The sequence below is a fragment of the Vibrio quintilis genome, from assembly GCF_024529975.1.
Taxonomy (GTDB): domain Bacteria; phylum Pseudomonadota; class Gammaproteobacteria; order Enterobacterales; family Vibrionaceae; genus Vibrio; species Vibrio quintilis.
The window spans coordinates 992686-1019600 of sequence record NZ_AP024898.1 but is presented as its reverse complement, the minus strand read 5'-3'; the positions used below and the strand labels follow the sequence as shown (position 1 = coordinate 1019600).

The 26915-nt window shown below is 36.1% G+C and carries 28 protein-coding genes; 22 read left to right on the top strand and 6 right to left on the bottom strand.

Translation table 11 applies throughout. The annotated features are described in order from the left end of the window. Window positions 1-170: 170 nt before the first annotated feature. Window positions 171-545, bottom strand: coding sequence for a hypothetical protein (locus tag OC443_RS23070; protein ID WP_073586188.1), 375 nt, complete (start codon window positions 543-545; stop codon window positions 171-173). A gap of 156 nt (window positions 546-701) precedes the next feature. Further along, window positions 702-1022: a helix-turn-helix domain-containing protein gene (locus OC443_RS23065; protein WP_073586189.1), complete on the bottom strand. Its 321-nt coding sequence runs from the start codon at window positions 1020-1022 to the stop codon at window positions 702-704. 103 nt (window positions 1023-1125) lie between these two features. Between OC443_RS23065 and OC443_RS23060 the strand changes: the two genes are divergently transcribed. The 4 genes from OC443_RS23060 to OC443_RS23045 are packed head-to-tail and all read left to right on the top strand — an operon-like array spanning window position 1126 to window position 3911. Beyond that, entirely contained in the window at window positions 1126-1671 is a 546-nt protein-coding gene (locus OC443_RS23060) for a hypothetical protein (RefSeq protein ID WP_073586190.1), read from the top strand. A gap of 1 nt (window position 1672) precedes the next feature. After that, on the top strand, window positions 1673-3049 hold the full coding sequence (locus OC443_RS23055; RefSeq protein WP_073586191.1) for a DEAD/DEAH box helicase: 1377 nt from the start codon (window positions 1673-1675) through the stop codon (window positions 3047-3049). A 45-nt stretch (window positions 3050-3094) separates the two neighbouring features. Continuing rightward, complete coding sequence (locus OC443_RS23050; protein WP_073586192.1) at window positions 3095-3400, top strand: hypothetical protein; 306 nt, start codon at window positions 3095-3097, stop codon at window positions 3398-3400. A 19-nt stretch (window positions 3401-3419) separates the two neighbouring features. Continuing rightward, window positions 3420-3911, top strand: coding sequence for a hypothetical protein (locus OC443_RS23045; protein WP_073586193.1), 492 nt, complete (start codon window positions 3420-3422; stop codon window positions 3909-3911). Between the two features lie 373 nt (window positions 3912-4284). Here the strand turns inward: OC443_RS23045 and OC443_RS23040 are convergent, their stop codons facing one another. Then, window positions 4285-4554 carry a cyclic-phosphate processing receiver domain-containing protein gene (locus OC443_RS23040; RefSeq protein ID WP_073586195.1) on the bottom strand — a complete coding sequence of 90 codons (270 nt, stop codon included), beginning with the start codon at window positions 4552-4554 and terminating at the stop codon, window positions 4285-4287. A 551-nt stretch (window positions 4555-5105) separates the two neighbouring features. Between OC443_RS23040 and OC443_RS23035 the strand changes: the two genes are divergently transcribed. The 5 genes from OC443_RS23035 to OC443_RS23015 are packed head-to-tail and all read left to right on the top strand — an operon-like array spanning window position 5106 to window position 10401. Further along, a complete protein-coding gene (locus tag OC443_RS23035) occupies window positions 5106-5396 on the top strand; it encodes an HPr family phosphocarrier protein (protein WP_073586196.1) in 291 nt (96 codons plus the stop codon). 27 nt (window positions 5397-5423) lie between these two features. Further along, window positions 5424-5738: a PTS sugar transporter subunit IIB gene (locus OC443_RS23030; protein WP_073586197.1), complete on the top strand. Its 315-nt coding sequence runs from the start codon at window positions 5424-5426 to the stop codon at window positions 5736-5738. A gap of 36 nt (window positions 5739-5774) precedes the next feature. Next, on the top strand, window positions 5775-7193 hold the full coding sequence (locus OC443_RS23025) for a PTS transporter subunit EIIC (protein WP_262021753.1): 1419 nt from the start codon (window positions 5775-5777) through the stop codon (window positions 7191-7193). 40 nt (window positions 7194-7233) lie between these two features. Further along, window positions 7234-7668 carry a PTS sugar transporter subunit IIA gene (locus OC443_RS23020; RefSeq protein ID WP_262021752.1) on the top strand — a complete coding sequence of 145 codons (435 nt, stop codon included), beginning with the start codon at window positions 7234-7236 and terminating at the stop codon, window positions 7666-7668. A 36-nt stretch (window positions 7669-7704) separates the two neighbouring features. Continuing rightward, entirely contained in the window at window positions 7705-10401 is a 2697-nt protein-coding gene (locus OC443_RS23015) for a sigma-54-dependent transcriptional regulator (protein ID WP_262021751.1), read from the top strand. A 363-nt stretch (window positions 10402-10764) separates the two neighbouring features. On the opposite strand, the gene OC443_RS23010 is transcribed toward OC443_RS23015, so the two are convergent. Then, window positions 10765-10887, bottom strand: a complete 123-nt coding sequence (locus tag OC443_RS23010; protein WP_262021750.1) for a hypothetical protein — start codon at window positions 10885-10887, stop codon at window positions 10765-10767. A gap of 152 nt (window positions 10888-11039) precedes the next feature. Between OC443_RS23010 and OC443_RS23005 the strand changes: the two genes are divergently transcribed. From OC443_RS23005 to OC443_RS22950, 12 genes are all read left to right on the top strand, one after another. Next, on the top strand, window positions 11040-11333 hold the full coding sequence (locus OC443_RS23005) for an HPr family phosphocarrier protein (RefSeq protein ID WP_262021749.1): 294 nt from the start codon (window positions 11040-11042) through the stop codon (window positions 11331-11333). Window positions 11334-11675: 342 nt separating this feature from the next. Continuing rightward, a complete protein-coding gene (locus OC443_RS23000) occupies window positions 11676-13142 on the top strand; it encodes a PTS mannitol transporter subunit IICB (protein WP_262021748.1) in 1467 nt (488 codons plus the stop codon). Between the two features lie 35 nt (window positions 13143-13177). After that, window positions 13178-13612 carry a PTS sugar transporter subunit IIA gene (locus tag OC443_RS22995; protein WP_262021747.1) on the top strand — a complete coding sequence of 145 codons (435 nt, stop codon included), beginning with the start codon at window positions 13178-13180 and terminating at the stop codon, window positions 13610-13612. Then, window positions 13609-15408: a 3-hexulose-6-phosphate synthase gene (gene hxlA / locus OC443_RS22990; protein WP_262021746.1), complete on the top strand. Its 1800-nt coding sequence runs from the start codon at window positions 13609-13611 to the stop codon at window positions 15406-15408. Before OC443_RS22995 ends, hxlA begins: the two co-directional genes overlap by 4 nt. 1 nt (window position 15409) lies before the next feature. Then, on the top strand, window positions 15410-16006 hold the full coding sequence (hxlB, locus tag OC443_RS22985) for a 6-phospho-3-hexuloisomerase (protein ID WP_262021745.1): 597 nt from the start codon (window positions 15410-15412) through the stop codon (window positions 16004-16006). Between the two features lie 104 nt (window positions 16007-16110). After that, window positions 16111-17199 (top strand): glycerol dehydrogenase, encoded by a 1089-nt coding sequence (locus tag OC443_RS22980; RefSeq protein ID WP_262021744.1) that lies wholly within the window; start codon window positions 16111-16113, stop codon window positions 17197-17199. Window positions 17200-17423: 224 nt separating this feature from the next. Beyond that, window positions 17424-18245 carry a Cof-type HAD-IIB family hydrolase gene (locus OC443_RS22975; RefSeq protein ID WP_262021743.1) on the top strand — a complete coding sequence of 274 codons (822 nt, stop codon included), beginning with the start codon at window positions 17424-17426 and terminating at the stop codon, window positions 18243-18245. Between the two features lie 8 nt (window positions 18246-18253). Next, complete coding sequence (locus tag OC443_RS22970; protein ID WP_262021742.1) at window positions 18254-18829, top strand: DUF2913 family protein; 576 nt, start codon at window positions 18254-18256, stop codon at window positions 18827-18829. Between the two features lie 543 nt (window positions 18830-19372). Then, complete coding sequence (locus OC443_RS22965) at window positions 19373-19657, top strand: ECs_2282 family putative zinc-binding protein (protein ID WP_262021741.1); 285 nt, start codon at window positions 19373-19375, stop codon at window positions 19655-19657. After that, window positions 19657-20124, top strand: coding sequence for a hypothetical protein (locus tag OC443_RS22960; protein ID WP_262021740.1), 468 nt, complete (start codon window positions 19657-19659; stop codon window positions 20122-20124). The genes OC443_RS22965 and OC443_RS22960 overlap by 1 nt, the downstream gene beginning before the upstream one ends. Before the next feature lie 780 nt (window positions 20125-20904). Beyond that, window positions 20905-22728 carry a hypothetical protein gene (locus OC443_RS22955; RefSeq protein WP_262021739.1) on the top strand — a complete coding sequence of 608 codons (1824 nt, stop codon included), beginning with the start codon at window positions 20905-20907 and terminating at the stop codon, window positions 22726-22728. Window positions 22729-23297: 569 nt separating this feature from the next. Then, window positions 23298-24149, top strand: a complete 852-nt coding sequence (locus tag OC443_RS22950) for a LysR family transcriptional regulator (RefSeq protein ID WP_262021738.1) — start codon at window positions 23298-23300, stop codon at window positions 24147-24149. Here OC443_RS22950 and ctlX read toward each other — a convergent pair. Next, window positions 24146-25102 carry a citrulline utilization hydrolase CtlX gene (gene ctlX / locus OC443_RS22945; protein ID WP_262021737.1) on the bottom strand — a complete coding sequence of 319 codons (957 nt, stop codon included), beginning with the start codon at window positions 25100-25102 and terminating at the stop codon, window positions 24146-24148. The two genes, OC443_RS22950 and ctlX, sit on opposite strands and share 4 nt — an antisense overlap. A gap of 25 nt (window positions 25103-25127) precedes the next feature. Beyond that, complete coding sequence (locus OC443_RS22940) at window positions 25128-26180, bottom strand: ornithine cyclodeaminase (protein ID WP_262021736.1); 1053 nt, start codon at window positions 26178-26180, stop codon at window positions 25128-25130. Between the two features lie 142 nt (window positions 26181-26322). Here OC443_RS22940 and OC443_RS22935 point away from each other — a divergent pair, with 142 nt between their 5' ends. After that, window positions 26323-26751 carry an Lrp/AsnC family transcriptional regulator gene (locus tag OC443_RS22935; RefSeq protein ID WP_262021735.1) on the top strand — a complete coding sequence of 143 codons (429 nt, stop codon included), beginning with the start codon at window positions 26323-26325 and terminating at the stop codon, window positions 26749-26751. Window positions 26752-26915: the final 164 nt, after the last annotated feature.

Sequence of the window (26915 nt, the reverse complement as noted above, 5' to 3'; positions counted from 1 at the left end):
AATTTTCTATTAGTGTAATATTCAATCATGAGTCTTTTACCTGAATATGAATCGATTATGTAGTTAAAGTAGCATGTTTTTTATACTTAGTAGATTTTGCACCTAGAAAAATATGTTCTGATAGCATTGATTGTAATTGTTCCAATATATAATACGTTTTGTCTATTGTTTTAATATTGCTCGATGGATGAAATGGTTTCACTCATATCAATTGTGATTAAGCAATCCTGAGGATGATTGCGGGGTCTGGCTAATTCTACATTTTCATCATAAATCTCTATTTTTGAAATGAAATTTTGTCGATGCAATTCGTCAATTACAGATGTTTCGATCTCAATAGCGGCTTCTCTGTTGCCTTCAGGAAGGTATGCAGCAATCAATGGGCATTCAGCGTCGAAGTATTTAACAAAAAATTCGTGTTTACCACTAAATAAATCAATAAGATACCTTTCACTTGGATCTTTACCGAAAAATAAATAGAGATGGTCATCAGTTAATATTAGCTGATCTGTTGTTCCTTTAATTTCTGTGACGATTGATTGCATGATTTCATCATCCCTTTGTTATGAACAAATTGTACTATTACATTTTAGACTATGAATCATATCGTGTTTATGAAATTGGTAAGATCTTTAATGGCTTTAGTTGAGAAGAGTCTTTGGTCAATGGAAATCATATACGAACGAATTTGCATTCTTGTTTTATTTGTCACTTTTTTCTATTGATTTTATGAACTCAAGCACCTGATTTCGTTGATCTACAGATAATTTTGAAATAGCAGTTGCTAGCTCTGCAGATTCATCATCCTCACAAAAGAAATAATTCAAAGGAACACCAAGTTCTTTAGCTAGCAGCTTGAGTGTCCGAACATCGGGAGTATGCACCCCTCTCTCATACTGGTTCATCCGAGCACTTGCTACTCCGTCGTCGATCCCGATACGAACCCCCAATGTTTTCTGAGAGATTTTCACTTTTTTTCGGGCTTCTTTGAGACGCTTGGGTATTGGGTTGTCAATCGACACTTATGTTTCATGCTTTATTTACCTATAGATACTAAGATTTTCTTAGTTTTACTTATTTATGTATACTAAGCAATACTTAGTGTTTGTGTTGTTCGAGTAGTAAATGAAACGTTCTCAAAAAATAAATGAATATATTTATAAGTTGTTGATAGAAAAAAAGATGGATGGGTTTTCCGTTGTTGAGGCTAGAGATATCGCTCGCTTGTTCCCCGAAAGCCCCAAAGATATCAATGAACTCCGAAAGATTGTTTATCGACAATTATTAAAGTGCATAGAAAGCGGATGGTTGCGTTGTGAAGGTTCTGGTAGAGAAAAACGTTACTTCAAAACGGACGAGTTTAATTCGCTCTCTTTTGAGCCTCGGAAACCTAAATCACGAGTAAGAAAGAGCCGGCCAAAAGTATCAGTTACAAATCAAGATAGTAACGATTACTCAGAATTAACGCTTGAGCGCAGCAGATTAAAGGGAGAACTGGAAGTAACGTTAGGTGAGATAGATAAGTACAAAACGTTAAAAGAACAATATCCCGAGCAACTCCAGCTTCTTGAACGTCTGAACGTTGCTGCTAACGAAAAAGCAGCTTTGTTTATGGGCAATATTAATGCAATTACGAATATGTTGAATTCGTTGTCACATGAGAGAGCATAGTATGTTAAGGAAATGGCAAGCAGAATGTGTTGCTCAGGCGTTGGAAAAATACGAATCTGGTTCTAACCATTTCTTCTGTCAGGCGACACCAGGAGCCGGTAAAAGCATCATGTCAGCGACACTGGCTAAGACATTACTCGATAAGGGGATGATTGATCTCATTCTTTGTTTTTCACCTTCTGTTGCTGTAGCTGATGGCATGAGGGCTACGTTTTCGATAATCATCAATTGTCCATTCAACGGAAGTCTAGGCTCAATTGGTCAGTCACTTACTTATCAGTCTATCCAGTATTTAGGCGATGACTTTTGGCGAACCATTGAAAAATATCGGTTGCTTGTTGTATTTGATGAAATACATCATTGTTCTGGCGATGAACCAGACAGAGCCAACATTTGGGGACAACAGATATTAGCTCGTATCCAAGGTGTTGCTACCTATACGTTAGCTCTGTCGGGAACTCCCTGGCGTTCAGATAAATTTCCGATTGTTTTGGCTGAATATAGTGATCCGGAAGGCAAGCTATTTTGTGATTATCAGTATGGTTTAGCCCAAGCTATAGCTGACAATGTCTGCCGCAAGCCAAAATTAGTTTTGGTTGATAATGAACATTTGACGATTTCAGAAGGTTCTGAGAAAAAATCATTTGCTTCTATTCTTGAGCTCCTTAAGCAATCAAAGACGTCGTATCAGGATGTAATTCATAATATTCAAGCAATGGAGTATGTCCTCGGCTTAGGATGCCAGAAACTTAATGAAATCCGGAAAGAGTCTTTTAATGCAGGAGGTCTTGTTGTTGCGTCATCGGTGAAGCATGCAAAACAAGTACAAAAAATATTGACTGATAAATTTGGTCAGTCAGCAACATTAGTAACCTACCATCATGATGATCCTCAATCTGAAATTAAGGCTTATCAAACAGGAACGACCCAATGGATTGTGAGTGTCGGCATGATAAGCGAAGGTACTGATATTCCCCGTCTACAAGTGTGTTGTCATATCAGCTCTGTAAAAACAGAACTTTACTTTAGACAAGTGCTTGGCCGGATATTGCGAGTCAACGATAGTCCAAATCAGCAAGCCTGGCTTTATACGTTTGCAGAGCAAAATTTAATTGAATTTGCGGAGCGTATAGAGCATGACATTCCTGAAACCTGTCTCTTTGCCAAAATCGGTAAAGAAGAGTGCGCACCAGAGTTACAAGCAACAAATCAATGCGGTGAGGTTGAATCCGTGCCCGCAAGAACTATCAAAGGATATAGCCAGTTAGATTGGGGGATTCAATCCAAACCTTCCTCACCAGGTCGTGGGGCTGACGATATTTTTGATGAGATCTGGTTGGGACGATTTCGTGAACGTGTAGTTTCAGCATTTTTATAATCGGCGATGATGTTTCATCAAGCAATACACTTCTAAGGAGTTGATATGTTCTACATCGGTGTTAGCCATTATTATGCGACGGGGGAAGGAGTCACAATTTATGTTGCTAGCGGTAGTGAAGAAATCATTCGTGGGGCCATACCTGAGTATTTTCATCAAGGGCTAACCATTTTAACGCCCACGGACTGGCTAAAAGCCGCAGCTGGTGACTGTAAGGATGAATACTATCAATCGGATGCGGAAGTTCTTAAAACCTATTTGCCTGTTTTATGGAAGCAAATTGAAGAAAGAGCTCTAGAAAGAGGATGTCACCTGGATTTTTTCATGAAGCACCACTTTAACTATGCCTGATGTGAATTAGAGGTTCTCAATGAAGATTCTATATTTCGACGTGCTTAGTTTGTTCTATTCGAATGAATATTTTCATCATAATGGATCTGTACATGCCAAGTATAAAGAATGGTTCAATACCCGAACAAAGACACTTTTAGAAATGGTGGAACCGGATTTTCAAGCTATTGACAAGCTAAGAAATGCAGCGTCAGAAGCAGGGCTATTACTTTACCCTTTGGGGAGTTCTTACGATCGAGAATACCTTATTGAACATGGGGTGTTCTCCAGCGATGAATTAGCGCCTGAGACTGAATTACCTTTCAGGATGCAAATGGACGACAACAATCCAGTGCGTAGGTTGATAGCGCACGCATATGGATTGAATGCCCAATGGTACGTTTGCGGAGAAATTGGCTCTGAAGAACTATTACAACCCTATCCTGAGCGTCACTTACGTTCAGAATTTGGGAAAGGAGTAACTAGTGAGCTAATCGCTAAAATAAGAGCTTTAAAATCAGCTAATTATTAAATTAACTTATTGGAATAATGCCGATGCTTTTGAGAAAAAGACGAACCGTAGACCAGATTTTAGCTTCCTTTGGAAGCGGAAATTGTACTGATGATTTCCCTTCTCTTGAACGATTAAAATTATATGAACAGTGGAAATCAGGAACTGCGCAAAAGATACTTGATGGGGTTTTATCGTACCAAGAACAGTGCTTGCTGAGAGATCTACAAGAAGTTAAACAAGCGATTTATCATTCATACAAAAGAAAATGGATATGGTTCTTCGTAAAAGTATCCGCAATTTTTGCAGTAAACGTTGTCGTATATGTAATTCAACTTACGTAGAAAGAGCAGAGCCTGACCTAGTTCAATCCTACGTAGTTAATCGTTGGATATTAGCGGATACCGAATTCCATTTTCTGTCTTGCTGATGAATTAGCACTATGAATGCGGATTAAAGGTGGTTGAAATCCTTGAGTTGCAACTGCCTCTTCAATCCACAGGATCACGTCATAGCCCGTGCCATGTTCATCGTCTCCAAGATTATGGTCGAGACTAATTTCAGTAACGATACCTTGCTTAAGTAAGGTAATGGCTTCCTCGGGCCAGTAAACTCTTTGCCATCCTTCTGGACTTTGACGTTCATCATCAAGGTAGACTTTCATTCTAACTCCTTATCTTATGGGGCTTTACATAAATAAAAATATACCTTTTTGCTAATTGGGACAGAAGCGCTTTAGGTTTTATGCTGTAAATGAGTTTTGCCCCATTCGGTGTTAATAACAGAACTAACGACTGTAGTACACCAGTTCATTTGCCTGATTTTATCTAATCTGTATGTCACTAAATGAGCTAATACCTGATATGAAAATTTCAGAGATGAAAAGGTTTGATAGCAACTGTTAATCCACAACGTAGAAATAAGATATTTCGCGCTACTTAACCTTGTTTAGTGATCATACTCACTATTATTCGTGAGCTATATTGAAATATTGATGCATTAAGCACTCAATGTAACCGGTTACATTGAGTGCTGAACAAGAGAGTTAATCAGTGTGTTTATATCTGTTTTATTTTTATGATAGAAAATAAAACAGATATAAACACAATAAAACACATTGCCATAACATATTGAAATATAATGGTTGTTTATATGGCGCGAAAATTGCAAAGTCAGGAAATGTGTTTAGATAAAGCGAACTAATGGGAGAAAACAGTGGCTGAAAATACTGTTGAACTAGAAGCAAAATTTATAATTGAAAATAAGAGCGGATTACACACAAGGCCTGGTGCGATGCTTGTTCAGATTGCTAAGCAATTTGATTGTGATATTAGCATTACTAATCTCACTTCAAACGGTAAACCTGAGAATGCCAAAAGCTTAATGAGGTTGATGACCTGTGGCATAAAACGCGGACATGAAATTCTAGTGACCCTACAAGGACACGATGCAAAAAGTGCTTTAGAAGCTATTAGTAAAGGGATCCAAAGCGGTCTTGGCGAATAATGTTATTGTACCTAAGAGGTGATTCAGTTGAAAACTATTACACTAATATGCGGAACAGGTGCATCTACTACCTTTATGGCTATTTCATTGAAAAAAGCAATAAAATCGCAAAATTTAGGTTATGAAGTGACAGTAACGCCAGAAATAAGTATGTGGAATAATAGCATAGAAAAGTTCGATCAAATATTAATAGCACCACACTTATCTTGTTTAAAGGATGAATTACTAAATAGGCATAACATTAAGGGGAAAGTTCATATTATTCCAGTTGAAACATATGCAACTATGGATGGATTAGAGCTTTTAGAATTTATAAAAGATAATTTGATTATTAACAATTAACACTAATTGATATTAATGTATTTCTGGAGTGTTAAAATGAGTTTTTTATCGAATAACTATCGAGTAAAAATACAGAGTTTAGGTGGTTTTTTAAGTGGCATGATTATGCCTAATATTGGAGTGTTTATTGCGTGGGGGTTTATCACTGCTTTATTTATACCTACTGGATGGTTCCCTAATGAATACTTTGTAAAACTGGTCGGTCCGACGATTACCTATTTATTGCCGATCATGATAGGTTACACCGGAGGTCATGCTGTTCATGGCTCCAGAGGAGGTGTTATTGGTGCTCTGGCTACAACAGGTGTTGTCATAGGTTCGTCTGTAACCATGCTCATTGGTGGTATGGTTGTGGGGCCTCTTGCAGCTTTAGCCATGAAAAAAGTCGATAACTCGATTGTTGGTAAAGTAAAACCAGGCCTTGAGATGCTAATTGATAACTTTAGCATTGGTATCATCGGGGGCATTATGATGCTCGCTGGTTACACGATAATTGAACCTTTATTTTCACTTATCTTAGGTTTCCTTTCTGCGGGTGTAAATTGGGCTATTGCTCACAGCCTTATTCCTTTGGCTAGTATTTTTGTGGCTCCAGCTCAGATTCTATTTCTTAACAACGCCATTAATCACGGAATAATGGTGCCTCTTGGGATTGAACAAGTCATCGAACATGGTCGCTCAATTTTATTTCTTGTTGAGGGTAATAGTGGCCCATTAGTTGGAGTAATGCTCGCTTATTGTTTTTTTGGTAAAGGCTTGGCTAAGAAATCAGCCCCGGCCGCGACATTTATTGTATTGATAGGTGGTATTGCTGAAGTATATTTCCCATATGTCCTGATGAAACCGAAACTTGTTGTTGCTCCCATTTTCGGAAGTATGACATCGCTATTCATTTTTCAGGCTTTTGATGGTGGAACTGTAGCAGTACCTTCTCCAGGCAGTATCATCGCATTTACTATGATGACACCAAAAGGCTATTTTGGAGTTAACTTGTTAGGATACTGCGCCGGTTTACTCGTTTCATTCGTTATTGCGGGCTCTTTATTGAAACTCGATAAGTCAGAAGTCAGCGATGGTGAAGAATTGGAACAGGAAATTGAATTAGAGAACGTTGGCGAACTGGAACCAGACCTGTTAAATAATAACTACCTAACAGATAGAAAAATCTCAAAAATTATTATTGCCTGCGATTCAGGTTTGGGATCAAGTGCAATGGGAGCATCAGTTCTGCGCTCTCGTGTAAAAAAATCGATGCTTAATTTAACGGTAGATAATGCTTCAGTTAGTAAACTTCCAGATGATGTAGATTTAGTTGTCACTCATGTTGAGTTGTTAGATAGAGCTAGACAAAACGCTAGAAATAGTGACGTACAATTTATTTCAATTGAAAATTTTGTAGAAGCTGAGCAATATGATTGTGTATTAAAACACATTGTAAATAATAATATTAAATAATTATTATAATAACTGGCTTTATTTAAATTATGGGGATTATATGGGGATTTTAGATGTAAAAAATATGCGGTTAAATGAGAATATCGACTCTGTTCAGGAGGCAATTAATTTAGCTGGATATTTGCTTTTCGAAAATGGATATGTAAAAGAAGAATATGTAGAAGCTATGATGCAGCGAGAAGCGACCTTTTCTACCTATGTTGGTAATAGTGTAGCTGTACCACATGGTATATTAGGTTCCAACGATATGGTTCTAAGTTCTGGAATATGTTTTATTAGAACTAAAAATCCCGTTATTTGGGATGCTAAAAATAAAGTAAATATTATTATTGGAATTGCAGCGATAGATGGTAATCATTTGGATATTCTTGAGAAGATAGCACTCGTATGTTCTGACAAAGAAACTATTGAAAAGTTGATTAGTGCTAATTCAAAAGATGAAATATTAAAAATATTTGAAGAATATAATGAATAAATAAATTGTTAACATAAATAATGAGACTAATTTAGAATGAGAATTGATCAAGTATATAAGCAATTACTAAAAAGTCAGAGTAAAGATGGTATAAGTGCACAAGAAGTAGCTGATATTCTTGGATGTTCAAGGCCTAATGTTAGCCATGATCTCAATAAACTTGTTCAAATGGGAAAAGTTACTAAAAAAAATGGGAAACCTGTACTTTTTCGAACAAGCGATGTATTAAAAGAACTAAAAAATATAACTATCATTGAAAAATTTAGTCAAGATAACCCTAGTTTGTACGCAGCAGTTGAGCAAGCAAAGGCCGCTGTATTATATCCACCAAATGGAATGAATATTCTAATTTTAGGTGATACAGGTGTTGGTAAATCAATGTTTGCAGAGTTGCTATATGATTTTGCAAAGGACAATAAACTTATTCATTCAAATTCAACATTTACTGTTTTCAATTGTGCTGATTATGCAAATAATCCCCAACTGCTTTTGGCTCAGTTATTTGGCAGTAAAAAAGGTGCTTATACCGGTTTAGATGAAAATAGAGTTGGTTTAATCGAAAGTTCTGATAATGGAATATTATTTCTAGATGAAGTTCATAGACTCCCTCCTGAGGGGCAAGAAATGTTCTTTACCTTTATTGATAAAGGTACATATAGACGGATGGGTGAGACTGATGTACTGAGACGTGCTAATGTACGGATATTTGCTGCGACTACAGAAAAACCTGAATCCCATTTACTTCGTACATTCACTAGGCGTTTTCCTATGATAATACGGATACCTTCCTTGAAAGAGCGTACTTTTTCTGAACGAGTTAATTTAGTTAATTACTTTATTAATGCAGAAGCAAAACATTTGAATTATGAGATTCGTGTATCAGCTAATAGTTTAAATGCTTTGATGACATACCCATGCGAAAACAATATAGGCCAGCTACTTACTGATATAAAATTTGCGTGTGCGAATGCATATGCTGATTACATATCAGGGAAAAGAGACCATATCAGAGTAATAAGCAGACTCTTACCCGAACATGTAAAATCAACATTATTTGATAACGTTGAACATAGAAATATTTACAATAATTATATCCCTGCCCAAACAAAATTTGCAATATACCATCCAAATCAGTCTTTCAATTATACTGATGATGTCTCTGAAAATACTATTTATGATACGTTAAATAAATTAGTTGATGGGAATAATGAAGTTGTTCCGGATGTGAAATATATTGATGATGCAATATCGGAGTTTTTTAAAAATAGTACAAAAAATGCAAATAAATATTCAAGTTTTAGAATAGAAAACCTTATCGATGGTAAGGTTTTGAGTGTTACAGAAGATATAATTTTAAACTGTGAAAATATTTTGCACAAAAAATATAGAGCTGAATTTAAATATGCTCTTGCAAAACACATAGAAGGGACTCTCGATAGAGTTAAAGCTAATCAGAAAATTTACCATCCAAATCTAAACCAGATCCGTCTTGATTATCCTAAATTATTTAATTTAGCATTAGATTCATTGCGTATTATGGAACGCCAACTAGAACTTACTCTTCCGATTGATGAAGCTGGTTTTTTGGTCATGATACTATTGTATGATGAAGTAGCTAAACGAGAAAACCACCATACTAAAATTATTGTAGTTATGCATGGGGAATCCGCTGCTTCGTCTATTTCGGATACCGCTAATCAATTAATGGGTGTCGACATCGCTCAAGGTTTTGATTTGCCGTTAGATGTTAAGCCCCAAATAGTTGTTGATAACATAGTTAGTTTTATACAAGAAGACTCTCATGTTTCAGAAGTGTTACTCATGGTAGATATGGGGTCACTTGTTCATATTGGACAGGTCGTTGAAGAAAAAATACAAATGAAAACTATGACAGTTCAATTAGTTAGCACCCTTCACGTGATCGAGGCTGTTCAAAAGTCAATAGCAGGATTGAAAGTCAATGATATTTATAACGAAGTGTTGAATGTCAGTAACTTAATTGAACAGAAATCCAGTACCTATCAACTAATCCCTAGTGTGGACCGAAAACTCGCAATACTTACGATTTGTACGTCAGGTCAAGGAACGGCTGTTGTTTTAAAAAATATGATTGAAAAATCATTTTCTTATAGAAAAAATTACTTAGATGTTATTCCTGTTGAATTTTCTAATGAAATAGATTTACAAACTAATCTTAAACAAATTCAACATACGCATACAGTGATAGCAGCAATTTCACCACTAAGCTTAAGTTTAAATGTTAACACATTTGATGCAGACTTTATTGCGACTGATGACGGCATTTCAAAGTTACAACGGTTAATAGATATAGAGACTACATCAAGATTAATGTACGAATCTCTGAGTAATATATTGAGTTATGTTTCACCTGAAGAAGTTATTCCAACTATCAGGATGTTTATAGAAAATTGTGCAAATGAACTAAGTTTATCGGTAACAAGCAATATGGTCATTGGGATAACTATGCACATGGCTTGTCTTATCGATAGGTTATGTTCAGGACTTAAAAGTAAGAATACTGAACAAATAGAAGATATACCTATTGATAAAAATCTACATGACGTACTAGTGAAAAATGTTCATATTTTTAGTGAAAGACATTCCGTATATATTGATGATTATGAGTTAAGAGTCATTGCTAAGTTTTTTAAAAATAAAATTGGCACTGTAAATGAAATTCATAAAGCTAATACGGAAACTAATGATAAATAATTTTGATATCTGAGGATCAACTGGAATGAGTAGTTAATTTGAACTAGATATCTAATACGTCATTCAGCCTACCTCAAAAGTGAATCACCGGTTTAGACAATGTCATTTTTTCAATTTTGGATTGGCATTGTCCATTTCTTAGAAGCACTCAATATCCCTGCATTTAGCACTTGAAATAAGCTATTGTCATTCTTGATCCTCCCCCTCGGTTTTGCCTATTTTTTCTGTCAATAACGAATTATGATTGGGTATAGCTGCCCCATCATAGTCTCTAAGCGATCCTGCGCCATCTCGTAACTTTTTTACTCACATATAAACAGGATTCAAGTCTGCATGAACTCCTTCTGTTGCTATTTCGTCAAGTCAAGTATTGGCATAGGCTTCAGAGACATCAATGCCATACATATCTTCGACGTGGCTACGGATATCATGGTAGATCACACCAAGTGAGAATATAGATAAAATCTTACGGTGTATGTGTTTCATTTCCCCGTTAAAACTTTAAGGTTTATATCCATACACTTCAAAACACATCAAGTGTAACCTTATAAGTATATGAAAAATATATTAATTATAAGTTGGCATGTAAAGTGCATTCTAAGAAGTGTGTTTAGATTAAATTTGATGGCGATGAAACAATGACTGTACAAAATGACTTAGCATTAGAAGCTAAATTTACAATTGAAAACAAGAGTGGCTTACATACTAGACCTGGTGCAATGCTGGTTAAGATTGCTAAGCAATTTGATAGTGATATAAGCATTACTAATTTGACCTCAAATGGTAAACCTGAAAATGCTAAAAGCTTGATGAAACTTATGACGTGCGGTGTTAAGTGCGGACATGAAATTCTGGTTACTCTGAAAGGTCATGATGCGAAATTAGCTCTGAAAGCTATTGATGAAGGGATACAAAGCGGGCTTGGAGAATAGAAATTATTTATATTCGAAGTTCTTATTAGCTAATAGCCAATATTTGGTAATGGTATAAATAGGTTCTATAAAATCATATCTAAAATAAAATTAAACGATTTAACCGAGGGTTATTCATATGAATACAAGTTAAAGAATATTTATATAACACCTGTAGTTATATAGGTAACTATAGATGTAATCTTTGATAATTTTATAAAAGATAATTTGTGTAATAGCTATATATGTTATTTCCAGAGTTGCAATAGCAATTGTGGGCGGATTACTGATTTTAAAATTTATGAAAGTAAATTAAAAAAACTACAAATAATTAATTAATCTAATATTGATGGAGTAAACAAAATGAGTTCTTCACCAAGTACCTTACAAGTAAAAATACAGAAATTAGGCGGTTTTTTAAGTGGTATGGTCATGCCCAATATTGGTGTGTTTATTGCCTGGGGCTTTATCACAGCATTATTTATACCCACTGGATGGCTTCCTAATGAATACTTTGCAAAACTCGTTGGCCCAACGATTACCTATTTATTGCCTATCTTGATCGGTTATACCGGTGGTCATGCTGTTCATGGCTCCAGAGGTGGTGTTATTGGTGCTCTGGCTACAACAGGCGTTGTTATTGGAGCGTCTGTAACCATGCTCATCGGCGGCATGGTCATGGGTCCTCTTGCAGCCTTAATTATGAAGAAAGTCGATAATTGGCTTGTCGGCCGAGTAAAACCTGGTCTTGAGATGCTAATTGATAACTTTAGTATTGGGATCATTGGTGGCATTTTGATGCTGGCTGGTTACGCAATAGTTGAACCTCTATTTTCGGTTATCCTAGGCTTCCTTTCTGCCGGTGTAAACTGGGCTATTGCTCACAGTGTTATTCCTTTAGCCAGTATTTTCGTAGCTCCGGCACAGGTTTTATTCCTTAACAACGCAATTAACCACGGAATTATGGCGCCTCTAGGAATTGAACAAGTTGTAGAGCATGGTCGTTCAATCTTGTTTCTTGTTGAAGGTAATAGTGGTCCTTTAGTCGGAGTTATGCTTGCGTATTGCCTTTTCGGTAAAGGGTTAGCTAAGAAAACAGCTCCAGCCGCGACATTTATTGTAATGATAGGTGGTATCGCAGAAGTATATTTCCCATATGTCCTAATGAAACCGAAACTTGTTATTGCTCCAATTTTCGGAAGTATGACATCGCTATTCATTTTCCAGGCTTTTGATGGCGGAACTGTAGCAGTACCTTCTCCTGGCAGTATCATCGCATTTACTATGATGACACCAAAAGGCTATTTCGGCGTTAACTTGTTGGGATACTTCGCCGGTCTACTCGTTTCATTCATTATTGCGGGCGCATTATTGAAGCTCGATAAGTCAGAAGTAAACGATGGTGAAGAATTAGAGCGTGAAATTGAGCTAGAGCATGCAGAACAAGTCGCTATTTCATCAAATGTTGCAGGAGCTAGCGAATACCTAACCAATCGTAAGATTTCAAAAGTTATTGTCGCCTGCGATGCTGGTATGGGATCAAGTGCAATGGGAGCGTCAGTCCTCCGTACTAGAGCGAAAAAAGCGATGCTTGATGTAACAGTCGCTAACGCTTCAGTAAGCAAACTTCCAGATGATGCTGATCTAGTTGTCACTCACGCCGATTTGTTAGATAGAGCGCGTCAAAACGCTAAGAATCCACAAACTCAGTTTATTTCAATTAAGAATTTCGTTGAAGCAAAACAATACGACAGGGTTTTAGAACATATCCAGTCTAATGCTAATAACGAAGGTCCTGATGTTAATTCGATTATTAATGCTAATGTATAAATAAAATATTTAAGTATAAATATAGAGGTTTATATATGGATATATTTGATACCAATAATATATCTCTGGATATTGATGTGTCTTCTTTAAATTCTGGAATTGAACTCGCTGGTTCATTATTAAATGAAAATGGTTATGTTTCAAAAGAATATATAGAAGCAATGAAGAAACGTGAGGAAGTTATCTCTACTTATGTTGGGAATAGTGTCGCTGTACCTCATGGAATTTCTGGTTCAGAAAATTTAATTAATAAATCTGGAATATCTTTTGTAAGAACGACTAAACCTGTTATTTGGGATGAGGAGAATGAAGTCCGATTAATTATCGGAATAGCAGGTAAGGATGGCACTCATATGGATATTCTAGGGAAGATCGCTATTGTTTGCTCAGATGAGGATAATATTGAAAAATTAATCCTTGCACAATCAGCGGAAGATGTTGTCAAAATATTTGAGGAGTTTGAAGAATGAAAGCTGTTCATTTTGGTGCAGGAAATATAGGTAGAGGTTTTATTGGAGATTTACTTCATGATTCTGGTTATCAAATAACTTTCGTAGAAGTAGGTCAAGAACTTGTAGCATCTATTAATAGTAGTAATTCTTATGATATCTATTTTTTAGATAAAGGATATGAAAAGAAAACTATTGATAATGTAAAAGCGATTTCTCCAATATCTGATTCCGAATCAGTTATTAATGAGATTTGTAATGGTGATATTATCACTACTTCTGTTTGGGCTGATAATCTGTCAAAAATTTCTAAGATAATTGCAGAAGGTCTAAAAAAGCGATTAATTAAAAAATGTCCAAAAGTGAATGTATTGGCATGTGAAAACGCACTGTATGCGTCGGATCGCTTAAAAAATGAGATTTTAAAACACAGTAATATTATTAGCGAAAATGAACTAAATGAAATCGCTTGTTTTGCTAATACATCCGTAGATAGGCTAGCGTTGACAAATACAAGGGATGGAGATCAATATCTTGATATTGATAGTTATTTTGAACTTGTTATAGAGCAGAATAAGCTGGCAGATACAACGTCAGAGCCAATTAAAGGTGCAGATTACACAGACAACTTAACAATGTATCTAGAAAGAAAATTATACATTTGTAATTGTGGACATGCAGCCGCAGGTTATCTTGGTTTTATTAAAGGCTATAAATATGTTCAAGAAGCATTTGCTGATCCAGAGTTATATGATCTTGTCAGCTCTATAATGCTTGAGTCTGCTAAAGCCCTAATAGAAAAATTTGGCTTTAAATCCGAAGAACTACAAGCTTTTATTGATAAGAATATGAAGCGATTTACGTTAGATATTGTGAAAGATGATATTAAACGAGTGTGTCGTTCTCCAATTAGGAAGTTAGATGTAACAGACCGTCTCGTTGCACCATGCCTTTCTTATGAAAAATTGGTTGGTAATGTAACGTATTTGCCTAAAGCTATAGCTTCTGTATTTTTATTTGAAAATTCAGAAGACTCACAAGCTGTAGAACTTCAAGATTATATTGAAAAACATGGTATAGAAAATTCCATTTCTCATTTCACAGGACTAGAAAGTGGTTCAGTGATTTTTGGAAAAGTATTAGCTGAATATAAAGAATTGAGTAAATCAAAGGAAAATAAAATGAAATTACAATTAGCACTAGATGATATTAGCTTAGTCGACGCTCTTCTGATGATCGAAAAAGTACGTGATTATGTTGATATTATTGAAGTCGGCACACCATTTGTTATTGATGAAGGGATGAGAGCGGTAAGAGAAATAAAAAAACATTTCCCAGAAAAAGAAGTATTAGCAGACTTGAAAATTATGGATGCTGGTTATTACGAGGCTGAACTCGCATTTGAAGCCGGTGCAGATTACGCGACAGTACTTGGTGTTACTGATGTCCTTACAGTTAAAGGCTGCGTAGAAGTTGCTAACAAATACGGCAAAAAAATCGTAGTAGACATGATTTGTGTAGAGGATATGCCATCAAAAATTGCAGAGATGGAAGAAGTCGGCGCTCATATTTTGGCGGTACACACCGGTGCAGATCAACAGGCAGCTGGTCGTGAACCACTTGATGACCTAATTGTTATGTCTCAACACGTTAAAACTACACAAATGTCCGTTGCTGGCGGTATTAATGCCCAAACCGCAGCTAAGTACGTTGAGTTAAATCCGTCAATTCTAATTGTTGGTTCAGGTATTACACATAAAGACGATCCTAAAGCTGAAGCAAAAGCGATTAAGGAAGCTATGTTGGGGAATCAATAACATGAAAGAATCAGTTGTAACAAGTATCGTAAAAGAAAGCGAAACTTCAGTTGTCACTAGTATTGTAAAAGAACTGGAAGCATCCGCTGAACGTATTAGTCAGGAAGATATTGATAACATTTCAGATCTCATTCAAAAGTCTAACCGAGTATTCGTAGCAGGAGCCGGCCGCTCGGGCTTCATGACAAGAGCGTTTGTTAACAGACTGATGCACTTAGGCTTTACCGCTTATTTTGTCGGTGAACCTACGACACCATCTATTCAAACTGGTGATCTCTTGATTATTGGTTCAGGTTCCGGTGAAACAGGCAGCTTGGTAACTATGGCTAACAAAGCTAAAGCACAAGGCGCAAATGTTGCACTCGTTACGATTTATCCAGAATCAACTATCGGAAAATTATCGTCAACAGTTGTGACCTTACCTGGATCTACACAGAAAAGTAAGCAAGGCCAAGGGACTGTATCAACCATTCAGCCTCTGGGCTCGTTATTTGAGCAGCTACTTCTCATAACTCTAGAAAGTGTTGTTCTGACTATTAAAATTCGCAAAAACATGTCTGATGAAGAAATGTTCTCTAGACATGCAAATTTAGAATAGTCATATGAAGTTAGAGGAGAAGCATATGCTTCTCCTCTAGATATCCTTCCGCTCAAGATAAATTAAGTTCAATTAATCATTAATAAATTTATAGAGAGTCTATCATGGTAACTACCGCTATTTTTCCAAGCCGATATGTACAAGGTGCTAATGCATTAGATGAATGTCTAGCTGATGAACTTTTGAGATTTGGTCAACGGGCTTTTATTGTTCAAGATCCTACAGTTAATAATTTATTCGGAGAAAAAGTTGACGAATTACTTTTTGAGAAAGTACAAGCACGTTCTGAAGTTTTTTGTGGCGAATGCTGTGACGAAGAAATTGAACGTATTCAAGCATTAACTAGTGAGTTTAATGCAGATGTTATTGTTGGTATGGGGGGGGGTAAAACTCTCGATACAGCAAAAGCAGCAGGTGCGGCACTTGGTTTACCTATTGTAATTATTCCTACCCTAGCAGCTACAGATGCTCCTTGTAGTTCTCTTGTAGTAATTTATACTCGCGAAGGTACTTTCAAGCGTTACCTAATGATTCCTCAGAACCCAAGTCTTGTTTTAGTTGATAGCCAAGTTATTGCTGATGCTCCTTCTCGTTTTTTGGTTTCAGGCATGGGGGATGCCTTAGCAACATGGTTCGAAGCTGAAGATTGCAGAATTAAAGGGGCTGGAAATATGACCACTAGACCTGGTCCTATGACAGCGTTTGGTTTAGCAGAAATGTGTTATGACACTCTATTGAAGTATGGAATTCTAGCTAAAGCAGCTTGTGACAATAACCAGGTTACTCCTGCTCTTGAACATGTAATTGAAGCCAACGTTCTTTTATCTGGTTTAGGCTTTGAAAGTGGCGGTTTAGCAGCAGCTCATGCTATTCATAATGGTTTAACTGTTTTACCGCAGACTCACTCATATTGGCACGGAGAAAAAGTAGCCTTTGGTACATTAGCAATGCTAATGCTTACTGATCGTGATCCTAGCCTAATAGAAGAAGTTTATACTTTCTGTGAAAACGTTGGACTACCAACAACTCTCGCTCAGATTGGTTTAACTGAAGTAACAAACGAAGAATTATTGGAAGTAGCAAAAGCGTCATGTCAAGAAGGCGAAACCATGCACAATGAACCGTTTCCAATCTCCCCTGAAGCAATTTTAGCTGCATTGCGTGCGGCAGATGCTTTTGGAAAACAGAGATAACAATTGCGTTATATTCTTAAAGCAATTTTATATATGTAATTGTTTTTTGTAAATGTTATCGATAGCCTCATTGAAACTAGCTTAGTGAGGCTATAGGTAATTAAATTTAATTTGTTGTTCTAATATTAAAAATAAATCAGAAGTACTTCATAAGTATATTGCAGTAGTTGATCATATAAGAGGTCGATTTGTGATTGTTAAGATAAAGACAGGAAGAGAAGGAAATGCATTATAAATTATTGGCATTAGATCTTGATGGTACGCTACTAAATTCTCAGCATACGTTGAGTCCGGTTTTAACTGAAACAATTAAATCAATTTCTGAGGTTACCCATGTGATGATCGTTACCGGACGACATCATGTTGCAGCACTACCTTATCATAGAGAGTTAGGCCTAAAGACGCCAATAATTTGCTGCAATGGAACATATATTTATGACGTTTTGAACAATGGTGTTATATCTGAAAACTCTATCGATAAAGACTTGGCTAGACAGTTTCTTGATGTTTCTGAAGAACATGATTTAAACGTATTGATGTATGTAGCAGATGCAATGTTGTATTCTGGCAAGCGTCCTACTGCTAAATATATAGGGCCTTTATTAGAGTGGTCTCATTCTTTCCCTAAATCTTTTAGGCCTAATATTCTCGAAGTTGATGACTTTTATAAAGAACTTGAATCTACAGAATATGTATGGAAGTTTGTGGTAGAAGGTGGCAATGTTGACAATTTTTTAAATACAGACTTTGTAAGAACTTACTTTAGTGGTGAACGTTCTTGGGTAGATCGTGTTGATTTCTCAGCATTTGGGAACACCAAAGGCGGTAGGTTAGCTCAATACATTGAGTCTCTAGATATTTCATTAGATGAGTGTGTTGCAGTCGGTGATAACCATAATGATATATCTATGATAAAACCTGTTGGCTTAGGTATAGCGATGCAAAATGCAGATGATACAGTGAAAGAACATGCTGATATGGTGACAGAACAAGATCATAACGATGAATTTTGTCTGGCTGAAACACTACAAGAATTGTTTTTGTGAATCTTTAAATGAATAACGCCCAATACCACAGCGCTCTATCAGTAATAGCAACTAATGCTTTGCTACATCTCTATTTTGAAATTGCTTACCAAGAGCGATTTTTTCCGGTCAATCAAAGAAATGCGACTCTATCTAAATGGTTGAAATTACGACTAAAGTTCAAACAATATGCTTGTATTAAAAAAGAAATAAAAATTCTGATAATTTTAGGTCGAAAAAAGTGCGGAGATATAGAAAGTAAGCTTTGGGAACTTAGTCAAATAACTGAAAACTATAAATCACAGCTCACTGATGCTGACGATTTCTATTATTTACTGTCTAGGTTACTCGATGAATATAACTATAATTCTCATTTGTTCGAACCTGAAGAAAAGCTGAAACCAGACGCCATTTATATTGAGAATAGCGTTATCGAGCACTGTTTTGATGATGACGGTAAGTTAAAGCATCCAATAACAGGCTTCATGAAAACGGAAAGCCCCGGCCATCTCGTTTCAGTCGCAAGTAAATTATCTGACACATACGTATTCGCTTTAACCCGTTATGGAAATGGCATTGCTCACTATTCGATTTCTTTAAGGTAAAGAGACTAGGCTGTATTAGCCTAGAATATTGGTCTATGAATACGGCGTTTTAATACTTTTAGGGTCTTTTCCGTTTATACGAGCTTGTCAGGAGCCGGAAAAGATCAAAAATGGTTGCTGCTTTTGTTGTTGGTGTCGATATCATATTGAGTTGCTCCAACTCATTTGATATAGATCAGCTTCTTTTGCCAGAGCCCCCGTACTCTGGCATTTTTTATTGTGTATACCGGCCAAAAATAAAATGCATTCTATTATGGGGGGGCAGGAGCTGATTGATGCAATACTTGAAGTTATCCGTGATCAGCTAAATTAGCAAAAGCGATAACTTGGAAATGTCCAGATTCGTGCTGACTAGGCTGTGTAGCTCAGAAGTGCCCCATTATTAGCTAGCATCAGTTCCAATTCGGCTTTCTCATCAATTCTTGACCTATTTTTTGATGCTCAATTGGTTCCTAGTTGGCATTTATCATTTTGATTTATACAAATATATGCAAATAGTAGTATTATTGGTGTAAGAATTACTTTTATACCTTTGAGGGTTATATGCCAATAAATCCAGATAAATATAATCGTTCAATTTCATTAATGTGTCCTACATGTGGCGGGACAGAATTTATAACTGATGAAAAAGACGAATATTCAGATGATGATACCCATATCGTCAAGTGTTCTTGTTGTGGCTATGAAACAACAAGAGCACAACTTCAAGAAGAAAATAGTGAATTAATTCAAGCTCAGGTGGATGAAATTGGTCAAGAGTTCGCTGGTGATCTTAAGAAAGAACTAAAAAGCATGTTCAAAGGTAACAAACACATAAGGTTTAAGTAATGGACTTTGGTTACAGTGAAGTTGTATCAACACTTGCTCTTGCCCTTTCAATTTACTCAATGTACAAGTCCAACAAATTTAATGAGCATCAAAAGGAAGTAAATGAGAACCAAGATGCTCTTAATAAGCGTTTATTGGCTAAAGAAGAGGGGGAAATTCTTAAATCCAAGAAGGCTGATATTGGTGCGAGAATTATTAAGTTAAGCCAAGGGAAATATAAGCTTAAAGTGTTTAACTCTGGTGCAAATGCGGCAAAGAATGTTAGGTTAGAATTTCCTGATGGTGATGAACTTGGAGCATCATCCAGTATGGCCGATAAGTTTCCATACGAGATTCTAGAACCCAGAGATGGAACGGAGCTATGGGTTAGTTCTTGCCTTGGAACTCGATCTAAACACAAAGTTCTTGTTAAATGGGAAGATGATTTCAGTAAGAGTAATGAAAAGATAATTTATGTTTCTTTTTAAGAATGTATCCTCATTCAAAATAGAAGTAGTTTGGGGGAGCAATCACATCTAGCATGTTTTTGCCCCATTTCGGTTTGCGATTATGCCAAAAATCGTGGAATTTTCCTTTCTCGAATACACATACTCTATGTGTTTGGTTGACTATTTTTCTTCAAGTGTCATGATGAGTCTTATTAAGACGACATGTTCCACATTTGTATTCATTATCTGAAATATCGGGCAATTAATCAGGCTATTACAGTCATCATGTCCATATTTTATCTCTGCAAAATGTGGACATTGTCCGTTGAAAAAAGACTGTTAAATAGCTGCAAATAAACACCGCAAATTTATTAGTAGTGGGTTGGTCATTCGCTGCAATTGAATCGCTTTCTCCTACAAAAGTGGCGCTTCTAGTTCGGTTGTTCTTTGGTGAAATTGCCGTTTAATTTTCTACGTAATCGCCAATATGCCAGTGACCTAAAGTTGTCCGTTAGCATCGAGCAGTGGCAATTAGCTTATTTAGCATTCTCGGGCGGCACGGTTCAATAACCACAAAACGGCTTGGTGCTGTGGCGAGCTCGTCGTTGGTAACTCTGACGAATGCAGCACTTGTTGTAACCGCATGACTGTCGTTAGTAAAAAGACGTTGTCATTTAATCGGTTACATTAGAAACTTTATTTAACAAGGCGCAACAGCGGACTAAATTTAGCTTCGCAGTCGCTGTTTAAAGTTATAAATTCGCGAGGGCATCGGTGGGTTGCCGCTGTGCTAAGCGTTAGCTTTATTCAGGAGGTTTAGTGAAAATCGATTTAGATGATTATGATATTCCCAAATCTGCAAAATTCTATAAATTGCAAAAAGGTTTATCAAAAGAGTTGATGAAAAAATGCATTAAAGAGATTTCTAAGGAAAAACTTGGTAATTTTCTAAATTGTGAATATAGGAAAGATATTTTTACAACGAATGGAAATAGTGCAAAGATATCATCAGCATGTTTTAAAATTAAAAGTAAACCAACGTTTATTAAAGGAAATAAAATATCTGAAATAAAGCACGGATTTATTATTTTTGTTGAATTCGAAAAATATTTAGCAGTTTTGAAAAAAAATTGTCCAGATCCATCAGGTTATTTAAAAGAGTATTTAGATATATTTACTAGCAGAGAGCTTTCAAGTTATATAAATCAGTCTGATAATCTCTGTTGTGAAAAGCTATCTGTGAATGGTATGTCTATTGGAGAATATGATATTTTAAGAAAATCATATGAAGCCCATGATCTTATGGGGACACTACCAACATTCAATAGTCATAGATTAATCCCGAGAACAGCTAAATTTAGCGAAAATGATAACAATTATTCAATATCAGTTAACACCAGTCGTATAACAGAGCATTCAGAAAAAGGTGATATTGAAAACATAATCGATTGGTGTATTGATTTCAAAACCAGAGTTGAAAGTAACACTGTATCTCCGTTTATGGAGCAATTTTCATCATCTATAAAATTGATTGATTTACCAAAAAATATTTTACCTACAGCTGTATTGATTAATATTAGTCGATTGATGGAAAATATTGGTAATAATTTAGAGTTAAATTTTAAATCAAAGCCAATTTCTAATACAAGAAAAAATAGATTAATAAAACAAGGTAAAAAATTCTTTGAAGTCAAGGGTTCTGTTAAGAATAGATATCAACTATTAGGGGATTTCTTTGAATTAATTAAAAACTCTAAAACATTTAGCCTGCGATGTTCTGCTTTGTCAGAATATAGCGTTTTTGATAATAATAAAAACACTAGTATGACATTAATGTCGTTTTTGAATTTGAAAGGTTGCTTTGATATAACATTTTCAGATTTAAGTTATTTCTATACAGGGAAAAGACTGTATAGAGATTCAAATATGATTCAAAATGTAAAATATATCGCTGGAATATATGAGGGTGTAGATTCTTTTCAACGGGCTTTAACAGAAAAAGGGGAAAAGTTCATTACGAAAAAAAGTGTGGATTTTCCTGTCCATTCGCTTTTCTATAGAGTACAAAAATATTATACAAAATCATCGAATATTATTATTTGTGATGACTTGGGAAGTCAAGAATGGGCGGATCATTTCATTTTTAACAAAGTGAAGTCAGGTGCACCTAGAGTTGCTTTGGTCCATAGTAAAGCTAAACCTAAAGAGTCAAACGGTGCCAGCGAAATGCAAGAGGTCGTTGGTCAAGCAATAAAAAATTTAGGTAAGGTTTATCTATCAGATTCTAATATTGCAAGCAAGAGAAAATTGTGGACAAAGGGATATTCACCTTCTATTCGGACTCCAAAGGGCCAACCTAAGCCGCCGAGTATCATTTCTAATATTTCTCGAGTTCGAGGTGAATACGACAATTTTGAACATTTAAAGAAAAATATTGTTGATATAATGTCATCCCCAAATTGCCAACGAGAAGTTGTTTTGGCTGTTAATTTCGTTCGAAAATCAAAAATCGAACAATTGATTCATAAAGCTGAAGCTAAAAAGTTAACTTCTCACGAAAACCAGTTGTTATGGTTGATGTCATCATTTGTTTCTTCTTGCATTGAGGTTGGAGTCCGACCTAAAGTTTTGTGCAGACCATAAAGCTAACAATCCAATGCAATTGACGCAGTCAATCTTCGTGGTTGCGTTTCGAAGTTTTTCAAACGCTTTAGTCACCGCGCAATGCGCAATTGATTGGGGCGTTACATACTTAAAACATAAAGGAGTAATATTTGAGATTCATATTTGTTGATGCGGAAAATATAGGTCTCAAGGAAGTGGAAGCTATAGACGCATCTATTTCTGACAAAGTTCTTGTTTTCTCAAAAAATGATACAGTTAAGGAAGTTTGTGAGAGGAAATTATTTCTATATATATCGAGCTATCCTACAGGCTCCAATCAGGCTGATTTCTACATCATTGGCAACTTGGTAGGTTCATTAAGGCTTAGGTATTCAATGTAGGAAAATAGTAAAAGCAGAAGCCGTCAACAAACCAGTAGTTAATGGCTTGGACAACAATGGCGACAAGTCATGGTTAAAGAACTTTTATTGTTTGAGTCATTATTGATACTTTTTATAAGTATGACTGATGAATTAAAAAGATAAACATGGCAAAATATAGTTCATTGATGCATGTGTGGAACAATTAAATTGAACATATTGAGTGATATGGCACTGTTTGTGGAAGTTGGAAAATATATGAATTTTCGGCGAGCTGCTGACGCTTTAGATATGCCAAGTTCGACATTATCACGAAGAATCAGTTACCTAGAAAGTGAAATAGGTCTTCGTTTATTGCATAGAACAACAAGAAAGGTAGAGTTTACTGAAGCAGGATTGATTTACTATGAACGTTGTAAGCGAATTGTTTCAGAGGCTAACCTTGCTCATGAACAACTTGGTGATATGGCAACATTAGCAAGTGGTTTGTTGAGAGCATCAGTTCCTGTGGATTTTGCTACTGTCTATCTGGCTCCTGCTCTTGCTGAATTTGTAAGACTATATCCTAATATAAACTTTGAACTTGATATGAGTCCCAGACGAGCAGGTCTTGTTACAGAGAATGTTGATGTAGCTATTCGTATTGGTGAATCACCTGATTCTACTTTAATAGCAAGAAAACTGACCCAGTTTCAGGGGCAATTGTATTCTTCCCCCAATTATTTAAAAAAAATTGGAGTACCTGATCATCCATCGATACTTAAACATCATCAATGTATTGGCTTTCCCAAAATGAAAACATGGGTATTAACCGATGGTAACAAAAAAGTGTCAGTGGAAATTAATGGGCGCTTTTCTTTGAATAATATTGGAATGATGAAACGTCTGGCGGTATTGGGGCAAGGTATTATACTTATTCCACAAACCGCCATCGAAAGCGAACTTGAAACAGGAGATCTAGTTCCGGTACTACCACAATGGTTTGCTAATCCTGTCCCGGTTTACGCTATAACAGAAACTAAACTTCTACCCGCTAAGGTACGTGTTTTTATAGATTTTCTTAAGCAATATTTCAATTAGAATAATTCGGCTATCATACAACGTATAGAGCCTCCGGCCATTTCAATAGTCGGAACATGGATGGGTTGTAGATAGACGTATTTTTGTAGTCTGAATTTTTGTATTTCGTTTAACGCCTGATAGGCAGTGGAAGATAAGGCCAATATTTTTTTGTGTTTTCCCTGTAGTTCTAAAACATTCCCGCAGAAATGTTTTGCTTGATCCCAACTGATTGGAATAACTTCTTTACCTGTATATTTAAAATGGTTAAGAAGTTGTTCTTTTTCAGAAAGATTCTTTAGAACATCTAAACAGATAACGACAAATTCTGTACCCAGTCCCATGATGACGTTAGTGTGGTATATTGGTTTACCTGATTCATCCTCAGTGTCGAAAACAATGGGTTGCATACCAAGCGAGCTGGCGAGTTTATTAATTAACTCATCTGAGGTTCGGTGTGATCGGGCAACATAAAAGTAATTATGTATGTGATCAAAAATAACCGAGCCTGTTCCCTCAAGAATTTTTCCATTGTGTTCGTACTGACTGTAGTCATTTAATTGATTATAGGTATTCCTTGAAGTCAGAAAACGAATAATGCTCTTTTTTCTCTCCAGACGTCGGTTTTGTGCAAGCATTGGATACAAATTCAGTGTTCCATCATTGTGAGTGCTGAACCAGTTATTGGGAAACACTGAATCGGGTGTATTTCCTGTTCGGTCTTCGAACACTTTCACTTTCACCCCCAGAGACCGAAGAATGGCAATAGCTTGTGTTACTTCTAAATAGGCTCGGTTCTCAATTTCTTCTTCACTTTGTGTTGAGCATATTTGCTGAAAGGCATTATCCGAAAGTGTTTGCGTATTGACGCGAAACTTATGTGGACGTACCATCAGAACTTGGTTGGTGCTTTGACTTTCTTCAGTTAAAAGTTTATTTTCCATTGATAAATGACATGCGGTTAAAAGACTCATATAACCTCCATATTCGGCTAATAATTTACTGGAAAAGTGAAAATAGATTTTTAGGATCAGGTTGACTGGACACGACATCCAAAGTTTTTAATTCTTTCTTTTTTACTATTTTTTCATCTGCAAGTATGTTTCTGACAAAGCGAAGTATTGACAGGTCTTCACTTGCAAAACCAACGCTATCGAAAATAGTCAGTTCATGATCAGAGCGACGTCCAGGGTGCTGGTTATCAAACAGATCATGTAGTTCTGTTACAGGGAAATCATCAGGCATTTGTTGTATCTCACCTTCAATTCTTGATTGAGGTGGATATTCAACAAATACGCTGGCTCGTTCCAGAATTTTACTTTCCAATTCGGTTTTCCCCGGACAGTCTCCACCAATTGCATTGATGTGAATCGAATCATTAATCATTTTATCAGACAATATCTGGGCATTTGTCTTATCTGCTGTGCAGGTTGTGATAATTTGCGAATCATGAATAGCACTGGTGACGGAGTCGTGTATGGAGACTTCGAATCCTCTTGATATCAGATTTTGAAAGGTTTTTGATGAAGCGTCTGAATCAATGTCAAAAAGATGAATTCGATTAATTCCAAGTAAAGAACGAAAAGCGAGAGCCTGAAATTCTGACTGAGCACCATTGCCAATTAACGTCATTTGCTGGCTGTTTTTCGGAGCCAGATACTGAGCGACTAATGCCGACGTAGCTGCTGTGCGTAATGCAGTTAATATACACATCTCTGTGATAAGGACAGGATAGCCACTGTCAACGTCATTAAGAACACCAAATGCTGCGACAGTCTGTAACCCTTTCAAATAATTGTTTGGATGACCATTGACAGTTTTACAACTAAAAAACGTGCCATCACTAACTGGCATTAATTCGATCACTCCATCTTTAGAGTGTGAGGCATAACGAGGAGACTTATCGAGTTTTTCCCACTGAATAAAATCTTCTTTTATCTCTTGAGCAAGATCTTTTATAAAAGCTTCTATTCCGTAAGCATCAACAAGTTTGCAAATATCTTTAACACCTAAAAATGGCACATTTTTTTGTGCTGGCAGTATGAAAGTCATTAGTGGCTCCTGAATGATTGTTAATTTGAAGTTATGTTAATTTCTATCTATGTTAATTAAAATGACAAAAGGTTATAAAATGTGACATTTGTTATTGCAATTTGATATGCTTTGTTGGTGATTTGTATTATTGGAGGTGTTGGTGCCCTATTTACAGGATGAACTGGACAGAAAGCTTATAGCTGAGCTAAGAAATGATGCCCGAGCGTCTGTATCGTATCTTGCCGAATGTCTAAAGGTATCTCGAGGTACGATTCAGAACCGTTTAGATAGACTGATATCATCTGGTGCTATTTTAGGTTTTACTATTCGTACGGATGAGAATATTGAAAAGAATGTTGTCCGAGCCATTATGATGATTGAGGTTGTGGGTAAATCGACAAGTCAGGTAATAAGAAGCTTGAAAGGAATAAGAGAACTGACCAAAATCCACACAACAAATGGTGCCTGGGATCTTATCGTTGAAATACAGGCTAATGATTTACATCACTTTGATTCTGTTTTGCGTGTTATCAGAGAACTTGATGGTGTATTGAACAGTGAGACAAGTATTTTACTGACAAGTGTATAAAGTAAATAAATCCTCATTTTAAGATTCAAATAAAAATTATAAACTCACCATTTTGCTGGGTTATTATTGACTTGGATCTTCTTATGTCCATCATTATTTACAATGTACTTGCATGATATTTTTACAAGACTTGAAGTAATTAAGAAAATTAGGCATTGGTTACT

Excerpts from the sequence above, each read along its gene's own strand:
- OC443_RS23070 (WP_073586188.1), bottom strand. The coding sequence starts at position 545 with ATGCAATCAATCGTCACAGAAATTAAAGGAACAACAGATCAGCTAATA.
- OC443_RS23060 (WP_073586190.1), top strand. The coding sequence starts at position 1,126 with ATGAAACGTTCTCAAAAAATAAATGAATATATTTATAAGTTGTTGATA.
- OC443_RS23055 (WP_073586191.1), top strand. The coding sequence starts at position 1,673 with ATGTTAAGGAAATGGCAAGCAGAATGTGTTGCTCAGGCGTTGGAAAAA.
- OC443_RS23050 (WP_073586192.1), top strand. The coding sequence starts at position 3,095 with ATGTTCTACATCGGTGTTAGCCATTATTATGCGACGGGGGAAGGAGTC.
- OC443_RS23045 (WP_073586193.1), top strand. The coding sequence starts at position 3,420 with ATGAAGATTCTATATTTCGACGTGCTTAGTTTGTTCTATTCGAATGAA.
- OC443_RS23040 (WP_073586195.1), bottom strand. The coding sequence starts at position 4,554 with ATGAAAGTCTACCTTGATGATGAACGTCAAAGTCCAGAAGGATGGCAA.
- OC443_RS23025 (WP_262021753.1), top strand. The coding sequence starts at position 5,775 with ATGAGTTTTTTATCGAATAACTATCGAGTAAAAATACAGAGTTTAGGT.
- OC443_RS23020 (WP_262021752.1), top strand. The coding sequence starts at position 7,234 with ATGGGGATTTTAGATGTAAAAAATATGCGGTTAAATGAGAATATCGAC.
- OC443_RS23015 (WP_262021751.1), top strand. The coding sequence starts at position 7,705 with ATGAGAATTGATCAAGTATATAAGCAATTACTAAAAAGTCAGAGTAAA.
- OC443_RS23010 (WP_262021750.1), bottom strand. The coding sequence starts at position 10,887 with ATGAAACACATACACCGTAAGATTTTATCTATATTCTCACTTGGTGTG.
- OC443_RS23005 (WP_262021749.1), top strand. The coding sequence starts at position 11,040 with ATGACTGTACAAAATGACTTAGCATTAGAAGCTAAATTTACAATTGAA.
- OC443_RS23000 (WP_262021748.1), top strand. The coding sequence starts at position 11,676 with ATGAGTTCTTCACCAAGTACCTTACAAGTAAAAATACAGAAATTAGGC.
- OC443_RS22995 (WP_262021747.1), top strand. The coding sequence starts at position 13,178 with ATGGATATATTTGATACCAATAATATATCTCTGGATATTGATGTGTCT.
- hxlA (WP_262021746.1), top strand. The coding sequence starts at position 13,609 with ATGAAAGCTGTTCATTTTGGTGCAGGAAATATAGGTAGAGGTTTTATT.
- hxlB (WP_262021745.1), top strand. The coding sequence starts at position 15,410 with ATGAAAGAATCAGTTGTAACAAGTATCGTAAAAGAAAGCGAAACTTCA.
- OC443_RS22980 (WP_262021744.1), top strand. The coding sequence starts at position 16,111 with ATGGTAACTACCGCTATTTTTCCAAGCCGATATGTACAAGGTGCTAAT.
- OC443_RS22975 (WP_262021743.1), top strand. The coding sequence starts at position 17,424 with ATGCATTATAAATTATTGGCATTAGATCTTGATGGTACGCTACTAAAT.
- OC443_RS22970 (WP_262021742.1), top strand. The coding sequence starts at position 18,254 with ATGAATAACGCCCAATACCACAGCGCTCTATCAGTAATAGCAACTAAT.
- OC443_RS22965 (WP_262021741.1), top strand. The coding sequence starts at position 19,373 with ATGCCAATAAATCCAGATAAATATAATCGTTCAATTTCATTAATGTGT.
- OC443_RS22960 (WP_262021740.1), top strand. The coding sequence starts at position 19,657 with ATGGACTTTGGTTACAGTGAAGTTGTATCAACACTTGCTCTTGCCCTT.
- OC443_RS22950 (WP_262021738.1), top strand. The coding sequence starts at position 23,298 with ATGGCACTGTTTGTGGAAGTTGGAAAATATATGAATTTTCGGCGAGCT.
- ctlX (WP_262021737.1), bottom strand. The coding sequence starts at position 25,102 with ATGAGTCTTTTAACCGCATGTCATTTATCAATGGAAAATAAACTTTTA.
- OC443_RS22940 (WP_262021736.1), bottom strand. The coding sequence starts at position 26,180 with ATGACTTTCATACTGCCAGCACAAAAAAATGTGCCATTTTTAGGTGTT.